Source organism: Colwellia sp. C1TZA3 (assembly GCF_007954265.1).
Classification (GTDB): domain Bacteria; phylum Pseudomonadota; class Gammaproteobacteria; order Enterobacterales; family Alteromonadaceae; genus Cognaticolwellia.
Map to the genome: position 1 here is coordinate 125,624 of NZ_VOLS01000001.1, position 16,371 is coordinate 141,994.

14 protein-coding genes and 1 pseudogene are annotated in these 16,371 nt (G+C 39.4%); 8 read left to right on the forward strand and 7 right to left on the reverse strand.

What is annotated here, in order from left to right:
- Positions 1–202 precede the first annotated feature (202 nt).
- The 3 genes from ccoG to ESZ39_RS00600 are packed head-to-tail and all read left to right on the forward strand — an operon-like array spanning position 203 to position 3,299.
- Complete coding sequence (ccoG, locus tag ESZ39_RS00590) at positions 203–1,636, forward strand: cytochrome c oxidase accessory protein CcoG (protein ID WP_223270183.1); 1,434 nt, start codon at positions 203–205, stop codon at positions 1,634–1,636.
- Entirely contained in the window at positions 1,636–2,613 is a 978-nt protein-coding gene (locus ESZ39_RS00595) for a serine/threonine protein kinase (RefSeq protein WP_146877851.1), read from the forward strand. The genes ccoG and ESZ39_RS00595 overlap by 1 nt, the downstream gene beginning before the upstream one ends.
- A gap of 53 nt (positions 2,614–2,666) precedes the next feature.
- Positions 2,667–3,299 carry a thiol:disulfide interchange protein DsbA/DsbL gene (locus tag ESZ39_RS00600; RefSeq protein ID WP_146877852.1) on the forward strand — a complete coding sequence of 211 codons (633 nt, stop codon included), beginning with the start codon at positions 2,667–2,669 and terminating at the stop codon, positions 3,297–3,299.
- A 256-nt stretch (positions 3,300–3,555) separates the two neighbouring features.
- On the opposite strand, the gene ESZ39_RS00605 is transcribed toward ESZ39_RS00600, so the two are convergent.
- A complete protein-coding gene (locus tag ESZ39_RS00605; RefSeq protein WP_146877853.1) occupies positions 3,556–4,446 on the reverse strand; it encodes a RimK family alpha-L-glutamate ligase in 891 nt (296 codons plus the stop codon).
- A gap of 68 nt (positions 4,447–4,514) precedes the next feature.
- Positions 4,515–5,012 (reverse strand): hypothetical protein, encoded by a 498-nt coding sequence (locus tag ESZ39_RS00610; RefSeq protein ID WP_146877854.1) that lies wholly within the window; start codon positions 5,010–5,012, stop codon positions 4,515–4,517.
- Between the two features lie 107 nt (positions 5,013–5,119).
- On the opposite strand from ESZ39_RS00610, the gene ESZ39_RS00615 reads away from it, so the two are divergent.
- Positions 5,120–6,862, forward strand: coding sequence for a DUF885 domain-containing protein (locus ESZ39_RS00615; protein WP_146877855.1), 1,743 nt, complete (start codon positions 5,120–5,122; stop codon positions 6,860–6,862).
- A 148-nt stretch (positions 6,863–7,010) separates the two neighbouring features.
- On the opposite strand, the gene rpmG is transcribed toward ESZ39_RS00615, so the two are convergent.
- The 3 genes from rpmG to radC all read right to left on the reverse strand — a co-directional run bounded on the left by rpmG (position 7,011) and on the right by radC (position 8,739).
- Positions 7,011–7,166 (reverse strand): 50S ribosomal protein L33, encoded by a 156-nt coding sequence (gene rpmG / locus ESZ39_RS00620; protein ID WP_070375415.1) that lies wholly within the window; start codon positions 7,164–7,166, stop codon positions 7,011–7,013.
- A 9-nt stretch (positions 7,167–7,175) separates the two neighbouring features.
- The gene (gene rpmB, locus ESZ39_RS00625; protein ID WP_146877856.1) at positions 7,176–7,412 is read right to left on the reverse strand and encodes a 50S ribosomal protein L28; all 237 of its coding nucleotides are present in this window, start codon (positions 7,410–7,412) and stop codon (positions 7,176–7,178) included.
- Between the two features lie 649 nt (positions 7,413–8,061).
- Complete coding sequence (radC, locus tag ESZ39_RS00630; RefSeq protein WP_146877857.1) at positions 8,062–8,739, reverse strand: RadC family protein; 678 nt, start codon at positions 8,737–8,739, stop codon at positions 8,062–8,064.
- 83 nt (positions 8,740–8,822) lie between these two features.
- Here radC and coaBC point away from each other — a divergent pair, with 83 nt between their 5' ends.
- The 4 genes and pseudogenes from coaBC (at position 8,823) to ESZ39_RS00650 (ending at position 12,084) form a co-directional block, all read left to right on the forward strand.
- Positions 8,823–10,067 (forward strand): bifunctional phosphopantothenoylcysteine decarboxylase/phosphopantothenate--cysteine ligase CoaBC, encoded by a 1,245-nt coding sequence (coaBC, locus tag ESZ39_RS00635; protein ID WP_146877858.1) that lies wholly within the window; start codon positions 8,823–8,825, stop codon positions 10,065–10,067.
- 145 nt (positions 10,068–10,212) lie between these two features.
- Positions 10,213–10,797, forward strand: coding sequence for a nucleoid occlusion factor SlmA (gene slmA / locus ESZ39_RS00640; RefSeq protein ID WP_146877859.1), 585 nt, complete (start codon positions 10,213–10,215; stop codon positions 10,795–10,797).
- Between the two features lie 73 nt (positions 10,798–10,870).
- Positions 10,871–11,170 (forward strand): annotated as a pseudogene (locus tag ESZ39_RS00645) (cytosol nonspecific dipeptidase); the annotation flags it as partial.
- Between the two features lie 254 nt (positions 11,171–11,424).
- Positions 11,425–12,084, forward strand: a complete 660-nt coding sequence (locus tag ESZ39_RS00650) for a response regulator (RefSeq protein WP_146877860.1) — start codon at positions 11,425–11,427, stop codon at positions 12,082–12,084.
- A gap of 62 nt (positions 12,085–12,146) precedes the next feature.
- On the opposite strand, the gene ESZ39_RS00655 is transcribed toward ESZ39_RS00650, so the two are convergent.
- Together ESZ39_RS00655 and ESZ39_RS00660 are read right to left on the reverse strand one after the other, a co-directional pair.
- Positions 12,147–15,584, reverse strand: a complete 3,438-nt coding sequence (locus ESZ39_RS00655) for a PAS domain-containing hybrid sensor histidine kinase/response regulator (protein WP_146877861.1) — start codon at positions 15,582–15,584, stop codon at positions 12,147–12,149.
- A gap of 133 nt (positions 15,585–15,717) precedes the next feature.
- Complete coding sequence (locus tag ESZ39_RS00660) at positions 15,718–16,158, reverse strand: hypothetical protein (protein ID WP_146877862.1); 441 nt, start codon at positions 16,156–16,158, stop codon at positions 15,718–15,720.
- Between the last annotated feature and the right edge of the window lie 213 nt (positions 16,159–16,371).

Genomic DNA, 16,371 nt, shown 5'->3' on the forward strand with positions numbered 1-16,371 from the left:
CTGCGTACAAATAATCAACAACTCGTTGTGGTTATTTAATTAACCACAAGTGGTATTATTGCTTCCTTAAGCTAAATGTTATGCTAATAGCGCTAGAGTAATCAATTTCGTACTAACAAAGCAATATTATGCTATTTTTTTGATGGGTAATCAGTACGAATCCGTTATAATTATCCGGCATTACCAACATAAAGGATCCGCTTTGAAATCAAAAGATAAAAACATTAACGTTAGTCAGCATATTCCGATTAAAAATGTTCAAATTCATCAGCCCGCCAAAAGCGATACGTATAAACCTCGTGACCAAATCTATGTTCGCAAAGTAAAAGGTGTGTTTCAAAAGCTACGCAAAAAAATGAATTTTTTCTTTTTAGCGCTATTTGCTGGTTTACCTTGGTTACAATATGACGGCCACCAAGCGATCTTGTTTGATATTGGCGAGCAACGTTTTACGCTATGGAGTGTCACGCTTTGGCCACAAGATCTCACACTATTGGCGTGGCTCTTAATTCTTAGTGCCTTTCTGCTGTTCTTTATTACCACCTTTTTAGGCAGAGTTTGGTGTGGTTACCTTTGCCCTCAAACCGTTTGGACCTTCATATTTATCTGGTTTGAGGAAAAAATAGAAGGCACAGCCAACCAACGTAAAAAACTCGATAGCCAAGCAATGGATATCAATAAGTTTTGGCGTAAAACGCTAAAACACTTTTGCTGGGGCTTAATTTCTATTTTAACCGCACTAACCTTTGCCGGTTACTTTGCCCCTATGCGCGAGGTATTTGTTGATTTTTTCACTTTTAATGCCTCATTTGCCTTGGCAGCAACAGTATGGTTTTTTGCTTTTTGTACCTACGGTAACGCCGGCTGGATGCGAGAAATTATGTGTTTACATATGTGCCCATATGCCCGCTTTCAATCCGCGATGTTTGATAAAGACACTTTAACCGTTTCTTACGATGCCAAACGTGGTGAAACCCGAGGTCCACGTACCAGAAAAGACGTGCCAAAAGATATTGGCTTAGGTGATTGTATTGACTGTAATTTATGTGTTCAGGTTTGCCCTACCGGCATTGATATTCGTAATGGTTTACAATATGAATGTATCAATTGTGGTGCTTGTGTTGATGCCTGTGACGATGTTATGGATCGCATGGGGTATGATAAAGGCTTAATTCGTCATGCCACTGAGCATGAATTAGAAGGTAAAAAAGTCCACTTTGTTCGTGCTAAACTTATTGGTTATGCCCTGGTATTATTTGTGATGACCAGCTTATTGGTTTTAGAAATGGTCAACAGAGTGCCGGTATCGATGGAAATTATTCGTGATAGAAATGAGTTAGCCAAAGAGAACTTCAATGGTGATATTGAAAATGTTTACACCCTAAAGATTCTCAATAAGTCACAAAAAGATAACCGTTATCGCCTGTCAGTAAAGGGTATCAACAACACTAAATGGAACGGCGATCAGGAAGTACTTGTTAAAGCGGCTAAAGTCTATACTTTACCGATTAGCCTTTCGGTTGACCCTGACGAATTAGAAAGCTATATGACAGATATAAGTTTTGTGATTGAATTAGTATCAGAGAAGGATGAGGTCAAGCTTGAACATGAAAGCCGCTTCTTTAATAAACGCTAATGTCAGTATTTGATTTTACCTCACTATCACCCGATTTAATTCTAGATGGCTTGGAAAGTACAGGCTTAACGGTTGATAGTGGCTTGCTAGCCTTAAACAGTTATGAAAATCGAGTTTATCAATTTCATGATATGGCTAAAACCAAGTATGTGACTAAGTTCTATCGTCCACAACGCTGGACAGAAGCACAAATTAGGGAAGAGCATGATTTTTCCTTTGAATTAGACGCAAGCGAGCTGCCCTTGGTAGCACCAATGAAAATTGATGGCGAGTCTTTATTTTCATTCAAAGGCTATCAGTTTGCGATATTTCCTTGTCGTGGTGGCCGAATTTTTGAGGTTGATAACTTAGAGCAACTCGAGTGGATGGGCCGGTTTTTAGGACGAATTCACGCCGTTGCCGCTCAAAAAGACTTTAGCGAACGACCGACATTTAGTAGTGAAGAAATGCTCCAGCAAGCACAACTTATTATTGAACAATCTAACTTTGTGCCTACTAGCTTAAGCTTGCCTTTTTTCACTATTTTAGAACAAGTGATCACTATGGCAAGTCAGCAATACCGACCTACTTCACAAATTCGCCTGCACGGTGATTGTCATGCCGGTAACATTTTGTGGACCGATAAAGGGCCGCACTTTGTAGATCTTGATGATTGTCGTATGGGACCTGCTGTACAAGATATTTGGATGATGCTTAGTGGTGATCGCCAGCAACAGTTATTACAACTTGATACCATATTAACTGGCTACAATGAATTTTATAGCTTTGAAACCAATCAATTGCCTTTAATTGAATCATTGCGTACTATGCGAGTAGTTAATTATATGGCTTGGCTATGTAAACGTTGGCAAGATCCTGCTTTTCCTCATAATTTTCCGTGGTTTAATACTGAGAAATATTGGGAACAACAAATTTTGATGCTTAAAGAGCAAATGTCAGCATTACAGCAACCGCCGCTAAGCTTGCTCGCTTATTAAGCAGGCATGGTGCGATTGATTTTGATTTATTAATGATTAGGAAGTTTTATTTTATGAAGAAGTTAGTGAGCTTATTCGCTTTAATGTTATTACCCGTACTCTCATTCGCCGCAGATTATACTGAAGGTGAGCATTACACTACAGTGAATGAGGACGTTTCCTCAAAATCAGAAGTGCGTGAATTTTTCTCTTTTTATTGTGGACATTGTTTTAAATTTGAACCCTTTATGGCGACATTAAAAACATCAATACCAGCAGATGCTGACTTTGAAATGAACCATGTTGACTTTTTACGTGCCGCTTCACCTAAAGTACAACAAATGCTCAGTAAAGCGGTTGTTGTTGCCCATAAAATGGGTTTAGAGAAGAAAATTATTGGCGCATTATTTAATTACATCCATATCCAAAAAGCAGTATTTACTTCAGAAAAAGATATCCGAAATGTTTTCGTACTAAACGGTGCTGATGGTGAAAAATTTGATAAGTTAATGAAAAGTTTTGGCGTAGTTAGCAAAGCAAATGCAATGAAGAAGCAGCAAGACTATTTTGCGAATAAAGGCGCTTTAACGGCAGTACCTACCGTGATTGTTAATGGTAAATACCGTGTTGATCCAGCGGGTTTAGATAGAAACAATTTTGAACAAGATTATATTAAGCTGGTAAATCATTTATTAACCTTAAAATAAATTAATAATACCAGTTCCATTAAGTTTGTGATCTTGTTGTGCGCAGGAAAAATAACTCAAGGTAAGGCGCTCGATTGAGCAATAGCTGGCTATTGGGAGTGAGAGCAACACAGCCTTGAGCTATTTTAACTAGTACAAGTGAGCAATAACTTAATGGGATTGGTATAACGTGCTTCGCCACGCTTTCACAACCATGTGATCGTGACATCCGGTACATAAAAAAGAGGCTACGGCCTCTTTTTTATTGCCCAGTACTTTATGACTTAACCTCAAGCGCTGTCATACGGATATCAAAAGCTGCAGCAAAACGCTGAGCTGAGGCATCGTCCATATTAAAATAAAGCGAAGGTTCAATTAACTCCGCTTCCATCAGGGCAAAGGTGTTTTGATGGCGAACAAAGTCAATACGTGCGTAGAGTAATTCACCATGGAGCTTGCTGATAGCTTGCATAGTATTATTCGCTGCTACTAATAATGAGGGTTCAGGCATTACCGATAATAAGCCGCCACCATGCTCTTCTTGAACACGAAAATCACCTTGGGCTGGGGTTTTTAATATTGTATGACTGTACTGGCCATTAAAGTAAAACAACGAAAATTCACCTTCTTGGCAAATTGCAGTCATAAAAGGTTGCACCATTAGCTCTCGGCTAGTAAACGCTTGACTTAGCTCAGCCACTTTATCTTGGTAGTTGGCTTTTGTTAGCCAAAATGTATTGTCGGCGTTGGCACTGACTCGCGGCTTTAAAACTATTTGCTCAGTAGCAAAGTGGCTGAAATATCCTGCCATATTATTAGCGTCAAAAGCCTGTGGCCATAATGTCGGTACAATCGTTACTTGCTCTGCTGCTAAGCTTTTTAAGTAACTTTTATTAATATTCCACTGCACCACATTCAAGCTATTTTCTAACTGAGCGCTTGATTGCTCAATAGCCGACAGAACCTTGAGAAAACTTTCCATGTCATCTTGGTAATCCCATGGGCTACGAATAATAACTGCGGCATAGTCTGACCAATTTACCCGGCTATCACGCCAGGAAATAACTTCGGTTTGCCAGCCTAAAGCAAGCATTGGCTGATCAATCAAACAATCATAGGCTTCAAAGCCTGCCAAACTGTCCATGGATAAAATTGCACATCTTCTCATAAATTTACTGCCTCTACTGCATTGGCTAAGGTTAAGGTTAAGGTTAAAGGTGAATAAATTAACGCTAGTTAATTAGCAAAAATTTCTGCTGGAAATAATTGCCCATACAGAGCTATCGGCATAACAAGCCACTGTGCTGATGTTTGATTAAAAATTAATAATTGCTGCTCTGTGGCATAGAAACTTAACGCTAATGGTCGTGCTTTGCCCGCAATGTCGAGCTTTACATCCAAGGAGAATTGTCGATCAACTACCGGTGCTTGAGCCATCGCCTCACCACTACTTTGCTGCCAAGACATCATCATTTGTGCTAATGCTTGGCCAGAAATATTAGCCGGTATTGCCCGCCACGTGCGGCCTATCCGCTCAATAGTGACGACATTATTAATGCTGAGTGTTAAAATAATGTTTTGCGCTCCAACTAAGGCAATATCTTGATGGCTAGTAGCCTCAGTGCTTTCATCAGACGAATAAATTTTTTTATTCGTCGCGTTAATCAATAAAATAAAGCCCATGACCACGATAATAATAACGTTATTCCAGCCAGTTTTTGATAATTTGATCATATTACACCTCAGTACTGCCTATTATTTTCATCATACAAAAAATTGAGCTTATTAGAATATAGCTTTACACTAATAGCAATAATACCACCCCAAAATTAAGGCTTTGTATGAAACTAAAACCATTAAGTGTTGGCGTATTGTTACTCTGTAGCTTATTTAACACAACCAGCACCTTTGCCAACCAAAACAGTGAACAGTTTCAACAGTTACTCGATGAGCATTGGCAAACGGCAAATCAAGAACAAGTATTTTTTCGAAAAGACCCTGATACCTTTCGCATGAAGGGTAAGTTACCTGAAATGTCAGCAAATGGCCGCGAACGTCGATCAAAATACAATAATGAATTACTCAACCGTATTGACAGTATTGATGTTAATAAACTCTCAGGTGCTGATCAGGTCAGCTATCGCTTATTTAAATATGAACGCGAAGCAGAAGCAAAAAGTTATCAATTTCAAGATCACCTTTATCCATTAACCTATTATTCAGGCTTTCATAGTTACTTTGCCGGCGCTCCAGCCAACATGTCATTTTTAACCGAACAAGACTATCGTAATTATTTAATCAGTCTCGCTGATTACCCACGTTATAACCAAGCACATATAGTTGACCTAAAACAAGCCGTTGTCTTAGGTCATACCCATTACTGCGAAAGCTTTAAAGGCTATGAAAAATCAATCAGTAAGCATTTAGTCGCCGATGTACAAAACAGTGTTTTTTATGCACCTATGCTGAATATGCCCAAAGCAATTTCAGCCGCACAGCAAGCGCAATATCGCCAGCAAGTAAAAACCTTAATTAAAGATACTGTTTTACCCGAATACCAAGATTTTTATGATTTTTTTACCAAAGAATATATGACCCACTGTCGAACCACTGCTGGCATTAGTAGTGTCGAAGGCGGCGCAGCATACTACCAATACTTAATCGAGTATTACACCACCACCGATTTATCGGCTGATGAAATTCATCAAATAGGTCTAGATGAGGTCAGTCGCATTCGCACAGAAATGCAGCAAATTATTACCGCGGTCGACTTTAAAGGTGAATTTAAAGACTTCATTAAATTTTTACGCACCGATAAGCAATTTTACACCGACAGTGCGATGGACATGTTAGAAAAAGCCAGCTATATCACCCGTAAAATGGCTGCACAATTACCAAAATGGTTTTCAGTATTACCGCGTTCAACTTTTGACATTAAATCAAGTCCAAACGGCGGTGCTTACTATGTGGCCTCCGATGGTAGTGGTACCACATCAGGCACCTACTTTTTAGAAACTAAAAATTTAAAAAGCCAACCTTTATATACCTTAGAGGCATTAACCTTTCATGAGGCAGAGCCCGGGCATCACTTTCAAAGTGCTATTGCCCAAGAAGTTGATATGGCCGAGTTTCGTAAAACTTTATACCACGCCGCCTATGGTGAGGGTTGGGGGCTATATTCTGAACGCTTAGGTAAAGAAATGGGCTTTTATCAAGACCCATACAGTGACTTTGGCCGCTTAACCTACGAGGCATGGCGTGCTTGTCGCTTAGTGGTCGATACAGGCATTCATGCCAAAGGTTGGACTCGCCAACAAGCGATTGATTATTTAGCCGACAATACCGCCTTAAGCATGGCTGATGTTATTGGCCAAATTGACCGCTATATTACTTGGCCAGCACAAGCCTTGTCATACAAAATTGGTGAGCTTAAAATTCGTCAATTACGGGCAAAAGCGCAACAAGTATTAGGCAATAAGTTTGATGTAAGAGCGTTTCATGATCAAATGCTAAAAAATGGCAGCTTACCAATGGCATTACTTGAAGAGTTAACCATGGACTGGATTAAACAACAGCAATCATAAACTAGTCTAAAAACAAAAAAAAAGGATAAAGCGCATTAAGCGCATTAAGCGCTTTATCCTTTTTTATTTGCCCTATGCTTAACTGAGCAATTTTCTTTAGGCAATAAAAAACCCGGCATAAACCGGGTTTTTAAATAAGAAGTATCAATTACTTGATTTTAGCTTCTTTGTACATAACATGCTGACGGATGCGAGGATCGAACTTTTTGATCTCCATCTTTTCAGGCATAGTTTTTTTGTTTTTGTCAGTAGTGTAAAAATGGCCAGTGCCAGCACTAGAAACTAAACGAATTTTATCGCGCATTGCAATTCCTTAAACTTTTTCGCCACGGGCACGGATATCAGTTAATACTGCATCAATACCGTTTTTATCGATAATACGCATTCCTTTCGGAGTTAAACGTAATTTAACGAAACTATTTTCACTCTCAACCCAAAAACGGTGAGTTTGAAGGTTAGGTAAAAAACGACGACGAGTCGCGTTTCTTGCGTGCGAACGGTTGTTTCCAACCATTGGCTTTTTGCCTGTTACTTGGCAAACTTTAGACATATGAGTACTCCAAAATTAATTTCAGGTCGTGCTGTATTTCCCCAAGACCGTCGCCTCGGGATCCTGAAAAAGGTGGCATATTATAGTGAAAGTGAAAAATGAATACCAGTATTAATCACCTTTAAAGTGAATAGTTTTGAAAGACATTACAATTCAATAACTTAGATTGAATAATTGACCTAAATGTAGCGTTTCATGAGCTATTATCGTTCTAATCGAATATTAATAGCACATTTTTAGCTTATTTTAGCCGCTAAGCATTTGTCTGATCTTTATTTTTGATCTTTTTTACTCAGTTCATTGGTCAAAATGTGAATAATACCAGTTCCATTAAGTTTGTGATCTTGTTGTGCGCAGGAAAAATAACTCAAGGTAAGGCGCTCGATTGAGCAATAGCTGGCTATTGGAATTGAGAGCAACACAGCCTTGAGCTATTTTAACGAGTACAAGTGAGCAATAACTTAATGGGATTGGTATAATAGCTAACTTAACTAATTGAGTATCAAGTGGCATTGCTTGCCGTTGTGCTATTATTGTTTTACTCAAGGTTAATCTGCCAAAACGAAAACGCTCTTCTGTGATGCGGTTTTTTACTTGTCAGGCAAAGTATTATTTAATGGCTGAAGTAGCTTACTAAAATAACCACACATTATTCAATCATTCGGCCATGTTCCGCATACGAATAACAATGACAACCCGCGACAATAATATGATCAAGTACTTTTATATCAATTAATGCCAGTGCTTGCTCCAATCGGCTAGTAATTTGATTATCGGCAATACTTGGCTCAGCAATACCCGAAGGATGATTGTGCGCGAGAATAACCGCACCCGCTTGATATTTTAGTGCGGTCTCAACCACAATGCGTGGATAAACTGCAGCAGCATTAATAGTACCGTGAAATAACCGTTCAAATTTTATCACTTGATGCTGAGTATTTAAAAACAGCACAGCGAATACTTCTCGGGTTTCATGACGTAGTTCAGCTTTTAAAAAGTTCTGTGTACTCAGTGAAGACGTTAACGCCTGCCCCATTTGCATTTGCTCGGCTAAATAGCGTGTCGACATTTCCAAACATGCTTGTAGCTGAACATATTTTGCAACACCTAAGCCATGGTGCTGGCAAAAGTCATCTAATCCCGCTTGATATATTTGCGAAATACTGCCAAAACTTTTTAATAAATTTCTTGCCAGGTCAACAACATGACAGCCCTTAACGCCTGTACGTAAGAATATTGCCAACAGTTCGGCATCACTTAAGCTTTTTGCGCCAAGGTGTAATAACTTCTCTCGGGGTTTTTCACAGTCTGGCCAGTCTTTTAACATAGGTGCATCCTTGCAAAGTGATTTTAATAAAAGTGCGATAATGCTATCTTATCGCCCATTGTCGTTATTAATATTAGCAGTTTATGCAGATTCTTCAGGGTAAAAAAATCCTATTGGGTATCAGTGGTGGCATTGCCGCCTACAAAACGCCAGAGCTAGTGCGTCGATTAAAAGATAAAGGTGCGGATGTACGTGTTGTGATGACAGAAGGCGCTCAAGCCTTTATTACGCCATTAACCTTGCAAGCGGTTTCCGCCAATGCAGTATCAAGTAGTTTATTAGATACGCAAGCAGAGTTAGCTATGGGCCATATTGAACTGGCGAAATGGGCTGATTTTATTTTAATTGCGCCAGCAACAGCTGACCTTATCGCTAAAATTTCCGCTGGGTTGGCAAATGACTTATTAACCACGCTTTGTTTAGCGACCGCAGCACCGGTTGCTATTGCACCGGCAATGAACCAACAAATGTGGCATAACCCAGCCACGCAAAAAAACATGCAAACCTTAATGTCATGGCACTACACCATTTTTGGCCCAGGTGCTGGCGAACAGGCTTGCGGTGATGTCGGCTTAGGCCGGATGTTAGACGTGGCTGAGTTGGTTGAATTAACTTGCCAAGCAATCGAAAAAATAAATAATAATAACATCAACTTAAATCAGCCAAAATCTTTAACTGGGCAAAAATGGTTAATTACCGCGGGGCCAACACGCGAAGCGATTGACCCGGTGCGTTATATTTCTAATCATAGTTCAGGAAAAATGGGCTTTGCCATTGCCAGTGCTGCGCAAAGCCTTGGCGCAGAGGTTACCATTATTTCAGGGCCGGTTAACTTAGCTACCCCGCAAGGTTGCCAAAAAATAGCGGTAACTAGTGCCACAGAAATGCATCAACAGGCTTTAGCGCTCGCATCTGATGCCGATATTTTTGTCGCTTGTGCTGCTGTGGCTGACTACCGTATTGACCATATCGCCAGTGAAAAAATTAAAAAATCTCACGATACCATGCAACTTAATCTGATCAAAAATCCTGACATTGTCGCTGATGTTGCCGCACTAAAAAATAAACCCTTTACCGTCGGTTTCGCCGCTGAAACGCAAAATATTGAGCATTATGCCCGTGATAAATTAGCCCGTAAAAATCTTGATATGATCGCCGCAAATAATGTTGCCACAACGGGCCAAGGCTTTAACAGTGACAGCAATGCTTTAACGGTGTTTACCGCCAGTGATAAAAAAGTTTTACCTTTAATGAGTAAAAATGAGCTTGCCAAGCAATTAGTCCAGCATATTCAGCAAACACGGCAAAGTTCACGATTAAAGAATTAATCTAGATCTGCTGATTTTATGGTTGAAAATCAGCTGAATAACGCTATACAATCACGCTAATCTTTTAGCCGTCATAGCATCAAAGTAATTTACTAATTTGATGCTATGACGGCTAAAAATATAATAAAAATAGAGAATCAGTTTTATGTCGGCAACTCAAAAACCTAATCGTAAACAACAAATTTTAGAATGTCTTGCTCATATGCTACAAACCAGTGCAGGGCAACGGATCACCACAGCAAAACTTGCCGCCGAAGTGGGTGTTTCTGAAGCGGCGCTTTATCGCCACTTTCCATCAAAAGCTCGGATGTTTGAAGGCTTGATAGAGTTTATTGAAGAATCCATTTTTTCTCGCGTAAACCTGATATTAACTGATCACAAGGAAGCCCTGATCCGTTGCCATCATATTTTACACGTATTACTTATTTTTGCTGAGCGTAATCCAGGCATGTGCCGCATTCTTGCTGGTGATGCACTAATGGGTGAAAACGAACGTCTACGCGCTCGTGTTAATCAATTTTTTGAAAAGCTTGAGTCACAATTTAAGCAAGTTTTACGTGAGCGAAAGCTGCGTGAAGGCAAGGGCTTCACTATTTCAGAACAGGCCTTGGCCAATATTTTAATGGCCTATGCTGAGGGTAAAATTAATCAATATGTCCGCTCTGACTTTACCAAAAAACCCAGTAATGATTTTAATGAGCAATGGCAATTTTTAATGGCCGATAAATAGAGCTTTGTTGAAAAAATATCGTTACAACGATAAGTCAATTTTCCTTGGCAAATAAAAATTTTAAGGAGCTTTATTGAGCACATTAGCACAACTACAACCAAACAAGTTATGGCGCATTTTTGATAAAATTTGTAGCATTCCACACTCATCAAAACATGAGCAAAAAATATCGTTTTGGATCCAAGCTTGGGCAACTGAACTCGGACTAAGTGTTAAAGAAGACGCTATCGGCAACCTCATTATTAAAAAACCCGCTACAGCAGGTATGGAAAATAAAAAGGGCGTTATTTTACAAGCTCATATGGATATGGTGCCGCAGAAGAATTCAGCAACTGATCATGATTTTCGTACCGACCCTATCAAGCCATATATTATACCAATCCCATTAAGTTATTGCTCACTTGTACTGGTTAAAATAGCTCAAGGCTGTGTTGCTCTCAATCCCAATAGCCAGCTATTACTCAATCGAGCGCCTTACCTTGAGTTATTTTTCCTGCGCACAACAAGATCACAAACTTAATGGAACTGGTATTAGTTGTTCATTAGACTAAAGTCTAATGAACAACTAATTGTAAACAACCTAAAATAAGGTTGGCATCCTATAAATTTTACAAAGGAAATAACGACATGATTCAGCCAGAAAAAATTATAATAGCTGACGATCATCCATTATTTAGGCAAGCGTTATTAGGCACATTAAAGTTAAAGTTAACGCAAACACATTGGTTGGAAGCACAAACTATAGCTGAACTAGAGCAGCAACTACGCGATAATAACGACAGCGACTTACTCTTACTCGATTTACATATTCCCGGTGCACATGGTTTTAATACCTTGATCCACGTACGTAATCATTTTCCACAAATACCAGTTGTAGTGGTATCGGCTCACGAAGATCACGAAACCATACATAAATCTATGGGCTATGGTGCTTCAGGCTTTATTCCAAAGTCGACCCCGGTTGATGACATTTATAGTGCCATTCAACAGGTATTATTAGGTAATATTTGGACACCCGAGGCCTACAGTGAATCGTCACCAATGCAAGACAATAACAATATCGCAGAGCGCGTTGCTAGTCTGACTCAGCAACAATATAGAATTTTAATGATGTTCGCCCAAGGCTTACTTAATAAACAAATTGCCTATGATTTAAATGTCTCAGAGGCGACCATTAAAGCGCATGCCACGGCAATATTTCGTAAACTTGATGTTCGTAACCGCACACAAGCGGTTATCGTTATTGCTCAACTTGATATTTCTGACGTACAATTGCAAGATTGTTAGTGTGTCATGACCTAAGCTTAAATAACCTCGACTTATCATTATTAAGCTTAACCAACTGGCCATTATTGCAAATATTTTTCTTGCATTTTTTTCGTTAACATTGCGCTCATCATTGCTCTAAGCGCGGCAGGTTTAATCAACTTACGCATAAAGCCAATATCTGCTACTAGAGCTTTTTCTTCAAGATTGCTATCTGTGGTTGCGGTAATTAACACCGCAGGCACGTAGTGTCTGCTCAACTCTCTTAGCTCTGCAATTAACGCAATACCGTTAAAGTCACCGTCAAGTTGATAGTCAACCAACAATATGTCGATCTCGTTTTTATGATCTTCAAAAATTGACCGTGCTTGATGATATGAATCAGCGGCCAATACATTGCAACCCCATACTGATAATAACTCAACCATACCACTCAATACATCGGGGTCATTATCGATACACATAACCGTAACGTCACTTAAGCCTAAGTTAACCACAGGTTTTGCAGCGGCCAATTCTCGTTGTGCTTGAGTTCGTTCAACCCCAACAGTAAATTTACAGCCCATCCCCACTTGCGAGCTCAGCGCTAAAGGATGACCCAATAGTTTAGCTAAACTTTGGGTAATGTTCAGCCCTAAGCCTAAGCCTCCTGCTGATGAACTCTGCTGATTATCTAATTGAGTAAATTGCTCAAAGACCATGGTTTGTTTTTCTTCAGGAATACCCGGACCATTATCTAGCACTTGAATATCAACAATATTTCCTTTCGCGCGTGCCCCTAACAATATTTTACCTGGACTGGCATAACGAAAGGCATTGCCAATTAAATTTTGCAAAATTCGGCGCAATAAATTTCGGTCTGAACGTAACCACAACGAATTAGCACGTACTCGAAAATCTACCTTGTGTTCCACAGCACTGGCAGAAAATTCTTTAGCAAGATCATCAAATAAAGATTTCACTGAAAAACAGCTGATATTAAGTTTTATATTACCACTTTCAATGCGCGAAATTTCTGCTAAATCTGCTACTAAATCATTGGCAACTTTTAAAGAGTGGTCAATATTGTCTACTTGTCGTTGTTGCGTTGCCGTTAAATTACCTTGGCTAGCTAAAGCCGAGGTAAATAGGCGTGCAGCTTCTAATGGTTGCATTAAGTCATGGCTACAAGCCTTTAAATATAAACTTTTTTTGATATGCGATTGCTCAGCTTTTTCACGTGCTAAAGCTAAGGCATCATTGGTTTGCTCTAATTTTTGTGTGCGCTCAAGCACCCGAGTTTCCAAATCAACATTCGCTTCAATTAAGCCTCTTTCCGCTTGACGATAGACGGTAATATCCGAAAATAGCATAACAAAACCACCACCTGGCAGTGGATTACCTTCAATGCGTATGACTCTACCGTTACTATCTTCTCGTTCAGAACTATGCGGACTGCCATTGCGTAGGTGCGTAAGACGCTTATTCACTTGCTGCTCAACCTTACCAACACCGCATAAACCTCGAAGCACATTAAAACGAATTAAATCACTGACTGGACTGCCTTGAAAAATTAGCTCACTTGGGTAACTAAATAAATCAACATACTTTTTATTCCAAGCAACAAGGTTTAAATCACTATCAACGATGGAGATCCCTTCACTGGCATTTTCGATCGCACTTTGCAATAAGTCTTGACTATATTGCTGGCGTTGACTCGACGCTTCCTCCACCAATACTGCCACTTCATCTAAAGCAATATCACGCCCATCCAACGCCGAAGATAGGACTAAACGCGCAGACGATACCCCCATTACACTCGCTAAGGTATTTTCAGTGTGCTGCAATAATTTCTGGTTATACGCAACATTACTCATTTGTGTTTTTACTGTTGAACACTGAAATTGTATAAAGCTAGCGCTGGATTTTTCTTCACCAACAAAGCGCGAGAGTAATAACTCAAGCTCTTGATAATTAATTTGCTTATTGCGCTGTAACTGTAAAACTTTTGGCGCTTGGTATTCCATAAACAAGGATACCTGCATACGCTCTTGCACACTTTGACGACTAACATGAGACAGTAACCACATGGCAATGATATTGGCTGATAAAGACAACAAACTTGCCATGGAATTAGCCGGTAGAAACCCTCCTTCAAATGGGTTTGGATAAAGGCCAAACTGTGGCAGAAAGTTCAGCGTTAACCAAGCACCAAAACCAATCACAATGCCACCATAAACCGCAGTTAAAGTGGCTCTACGCCAATAAAAAGCAGCGACTAATGCTGGTGTTAATTGGGCAAAAGCACCAAACGCTATTTCACCTAAAGAACTTAATGTATCTGGTGAGGTCATCAAAAAAACACCATATCCAAGCAGAATAACAAATAAAATCAAAATTTTACGAATAGTTAATAGTCGCAAACGAAAGTTGTCATAATCTGTTTCATGATGTTTATTTGCCCGATATAGCCAAGGAAAAACAATTTCATTACTGAGCATGGTACTCAAAGCAATAGAAGAAATAATCACCATAGAGCTAGCAGCAGATATTGCCCCCAAGAAGGTTAATAAGGTTAACCAAGGCTGTTGCTGATACCAAGGTAAAAACAGTACGTAAGCATCAGACGGAACACTATCGCCTAATAGTAAATGACCCGCTAGCCCTAATGGCACAGCAAAAATTGCAAACACTAACAAATAAAGTGGAAAAATTCGGCGACTCAGCCAAGTATCTTTTTCATCTTTAAGTTCAACCACCATGACCTGAAACTGTCGTGGTAATGATAAAAATGCCGCCATGGTGATCACTAACATAGCGAACATTGACATAACATTAGGGAAGTTGAGTTGCTCTTCAAGATGCAGAGTAGTGGACGATTGGCGCCAAATTTCCATTGGCGAATCAAAGAGTACATAGGTAACAAAAATGCCAACAGCAAGGAAAGCAAACAGCTTAACCAAAGATTCAAAAGCTATCGCGAGCATGACACCCGGATGACGCTCAGTTACATCGATATTACGCACACCAAATACAATAGTAAAACCAGCTAAGACCAAACTAACGATTAAACCAAAATGCCAATTGGCTAGGCTTTGCTCCGCTTGCAGCTGTTGAAAAGTATAAACAATGGCTTTTAATTGCAGCGCAATATAAGGCATGGTGCCCACTAACGCCACTATGGTTACTAAAATCGCTAGATTATGCGACTTACCAAAGCGAGCCGCTAATAAATCAGCGATTGAAGTAAGATTTAACTTTAAACTAACGCGAATAATGCGTTGAATGAATGGCCAAGCGAATAGGAAGAGGAGTATCGGCCCTAAATATATCGGTAAATGTGAGATAAAATTACTCGACGCTTGCCCAGTGGTGCCTAAAAAACTCCACGAGGTACAATAAACGCCTAAAGTTAACGCATAAATTATCGCTTGGCTTTTTCGTAATAATTTATGGCGATACTTATCTCCGACATAAGCAATAAAAAACAGCAAACCTATATAAGCAAAACTTAAGCCTGCTAATTGCCAATTTGGAAACATAACATTTCTCTACAACTGATATTAATCATCTGATTATACCTAAATCACCTTAAGATACTCGCTTCAGAGGCAATTAAACATGATTGAGGCTAGCCACTATTTCTCAGTATTGCCACGCAGTTAAATAGTGCTACTAATTGACTGTTTGGCTATAAAACTCGGCAATGTACTGTCCACCTTTAATGTTAGCAATAACCCGTAACTTTTGCTTATCACCTTTATCACTAATATTATTGCGTAATGGCGTTGGACTCTTCCAGTAATAAGGGCTGTCAATCATGCCTAGTGGATAGGCACTCGCCTTATTGTCGCGATCGACTATAAAGAATGTCGCGCTATCAAGTGGAAAAGTAGTATTTAATGTGGTCATGCCCGCTTCATCATAAATATTGACTTCAAATTCGCCTGACTTCAAAATACATTTTTGATTAATAACATCACAATGCCCAAAGGGAAGCAATTTAAATGCACGTGTTTGACTAGCGCTATTCTCTTCCCATAAGTCAGCTAATGCAAAGCCTAAAATAGTCAGGATAGGGGCAACTATAATAGCTGTTTTAGTGTGTTTGTTCATAACGTATCCTTCAATTTATGTTGTACCAGTTGCATCGACGTTTTCATGCACTTGTTAGTTTTTCCTGTGCAATAATAGCGCATCTATTGATGTGGCATGGTTTTACGTCGTCATCCTGCTGAGGCAAGTCTCTATTTAATCATTATACCTATTAAAATCAATAATCGACTACTGACCTAATTCAACAAGTATTATATCTTAATAAAAAATACA

Bases quoted from the DNA above. Each gene is read 5' to 3' on its own strand.
- ESZ39_RS00605 (WP_146877853.1), bottom strand. From the start codon at position 4,446: ATGAGAAGATGTGCAATTTTATCCATGGACAGTTTGGCAGGCTTTGAA.
- ESZ39_RS00650 (WP_146877860.1), top strand. From the start codon at position 11,425: ATGATTCAGCCAGAAAAAATTATAATAGCTGACGATCATCCATTATTT.
- ESZ39_RS00610 (WP_146877854.1), bottom strand. From the start codon at position 5,012: ATGATCAAATTATCAAAAACTGGCTGGAATAACGTTATTATTATCGTG.
- slmA (WP_146877859.1), top strand. From the start codon at position 10,213: ATGTCGGCAACTCAAAAACCTAATCGTAAACAACAAATTTTAGAATGT.
- ESZ39_RS00595 (WP_146877851.1), top strand. From the start codon at position 1,636: ATGTCAGTATTTGATTTTACCTCACTATCACCCGATTTAATTCTAGAT.
- ESZ39_RS00655 (WP_146877861.1), bottom strand. From the start codon at position 15,584: ATGTTTCCAAATTGGCAATTAGCAGGCTTAAGTTTTGCTTATATAGGT.
- coaBC (WP_146877858.1), top strand. From the start codon at position 8,823: ATGCAGATTCTTCAGGGTAAAAAAATCCTATTGGGTATCAGTGGTGGC.
- radC (WP_146877857.1), bottom strand. From the start codon at position 8,739: ATGTTAAAAGACTGGCCAGACTGTGAAAAACCCCGAGAGAAGTTATTA.
- rpmB (WP_146877856.1), bottom strand. From the start codon at position 7,412: ATGTCTAAAGTTTGCCAAGTAACAGGCAAAAAGCCAATGGTTGGAAAC.
- ESZ39_RS00660 (WP_146877862.1), bottom strand. From the start codon at position 16,158: ATGAACAAACACACTAAAACAGCTATTATAGTTGCCCCTATCCTGACT.
- rpmG (WP_070375415.1), bottom strand. From the start codon at position 7,166: ATGCGCGATAAAATTCGTTTAGTTTCTAGTGCTGGCACTGGCCATTTT.
- ESZ39_RS00600 (WP_146877852.1), top strand. From the start codon at position 2,667: ATGAAGAAGTTAGTGAGCTTATTCGCTTTAATGTTATTACCCGTACTC.
- ESZ39_RS00615 (WP_146877855.1), top strand. From the start codon at position 5,120: ATGAAACTAAAACCATTAAGTGTTGGCGTATTGTTACTCTGTAGCTTA.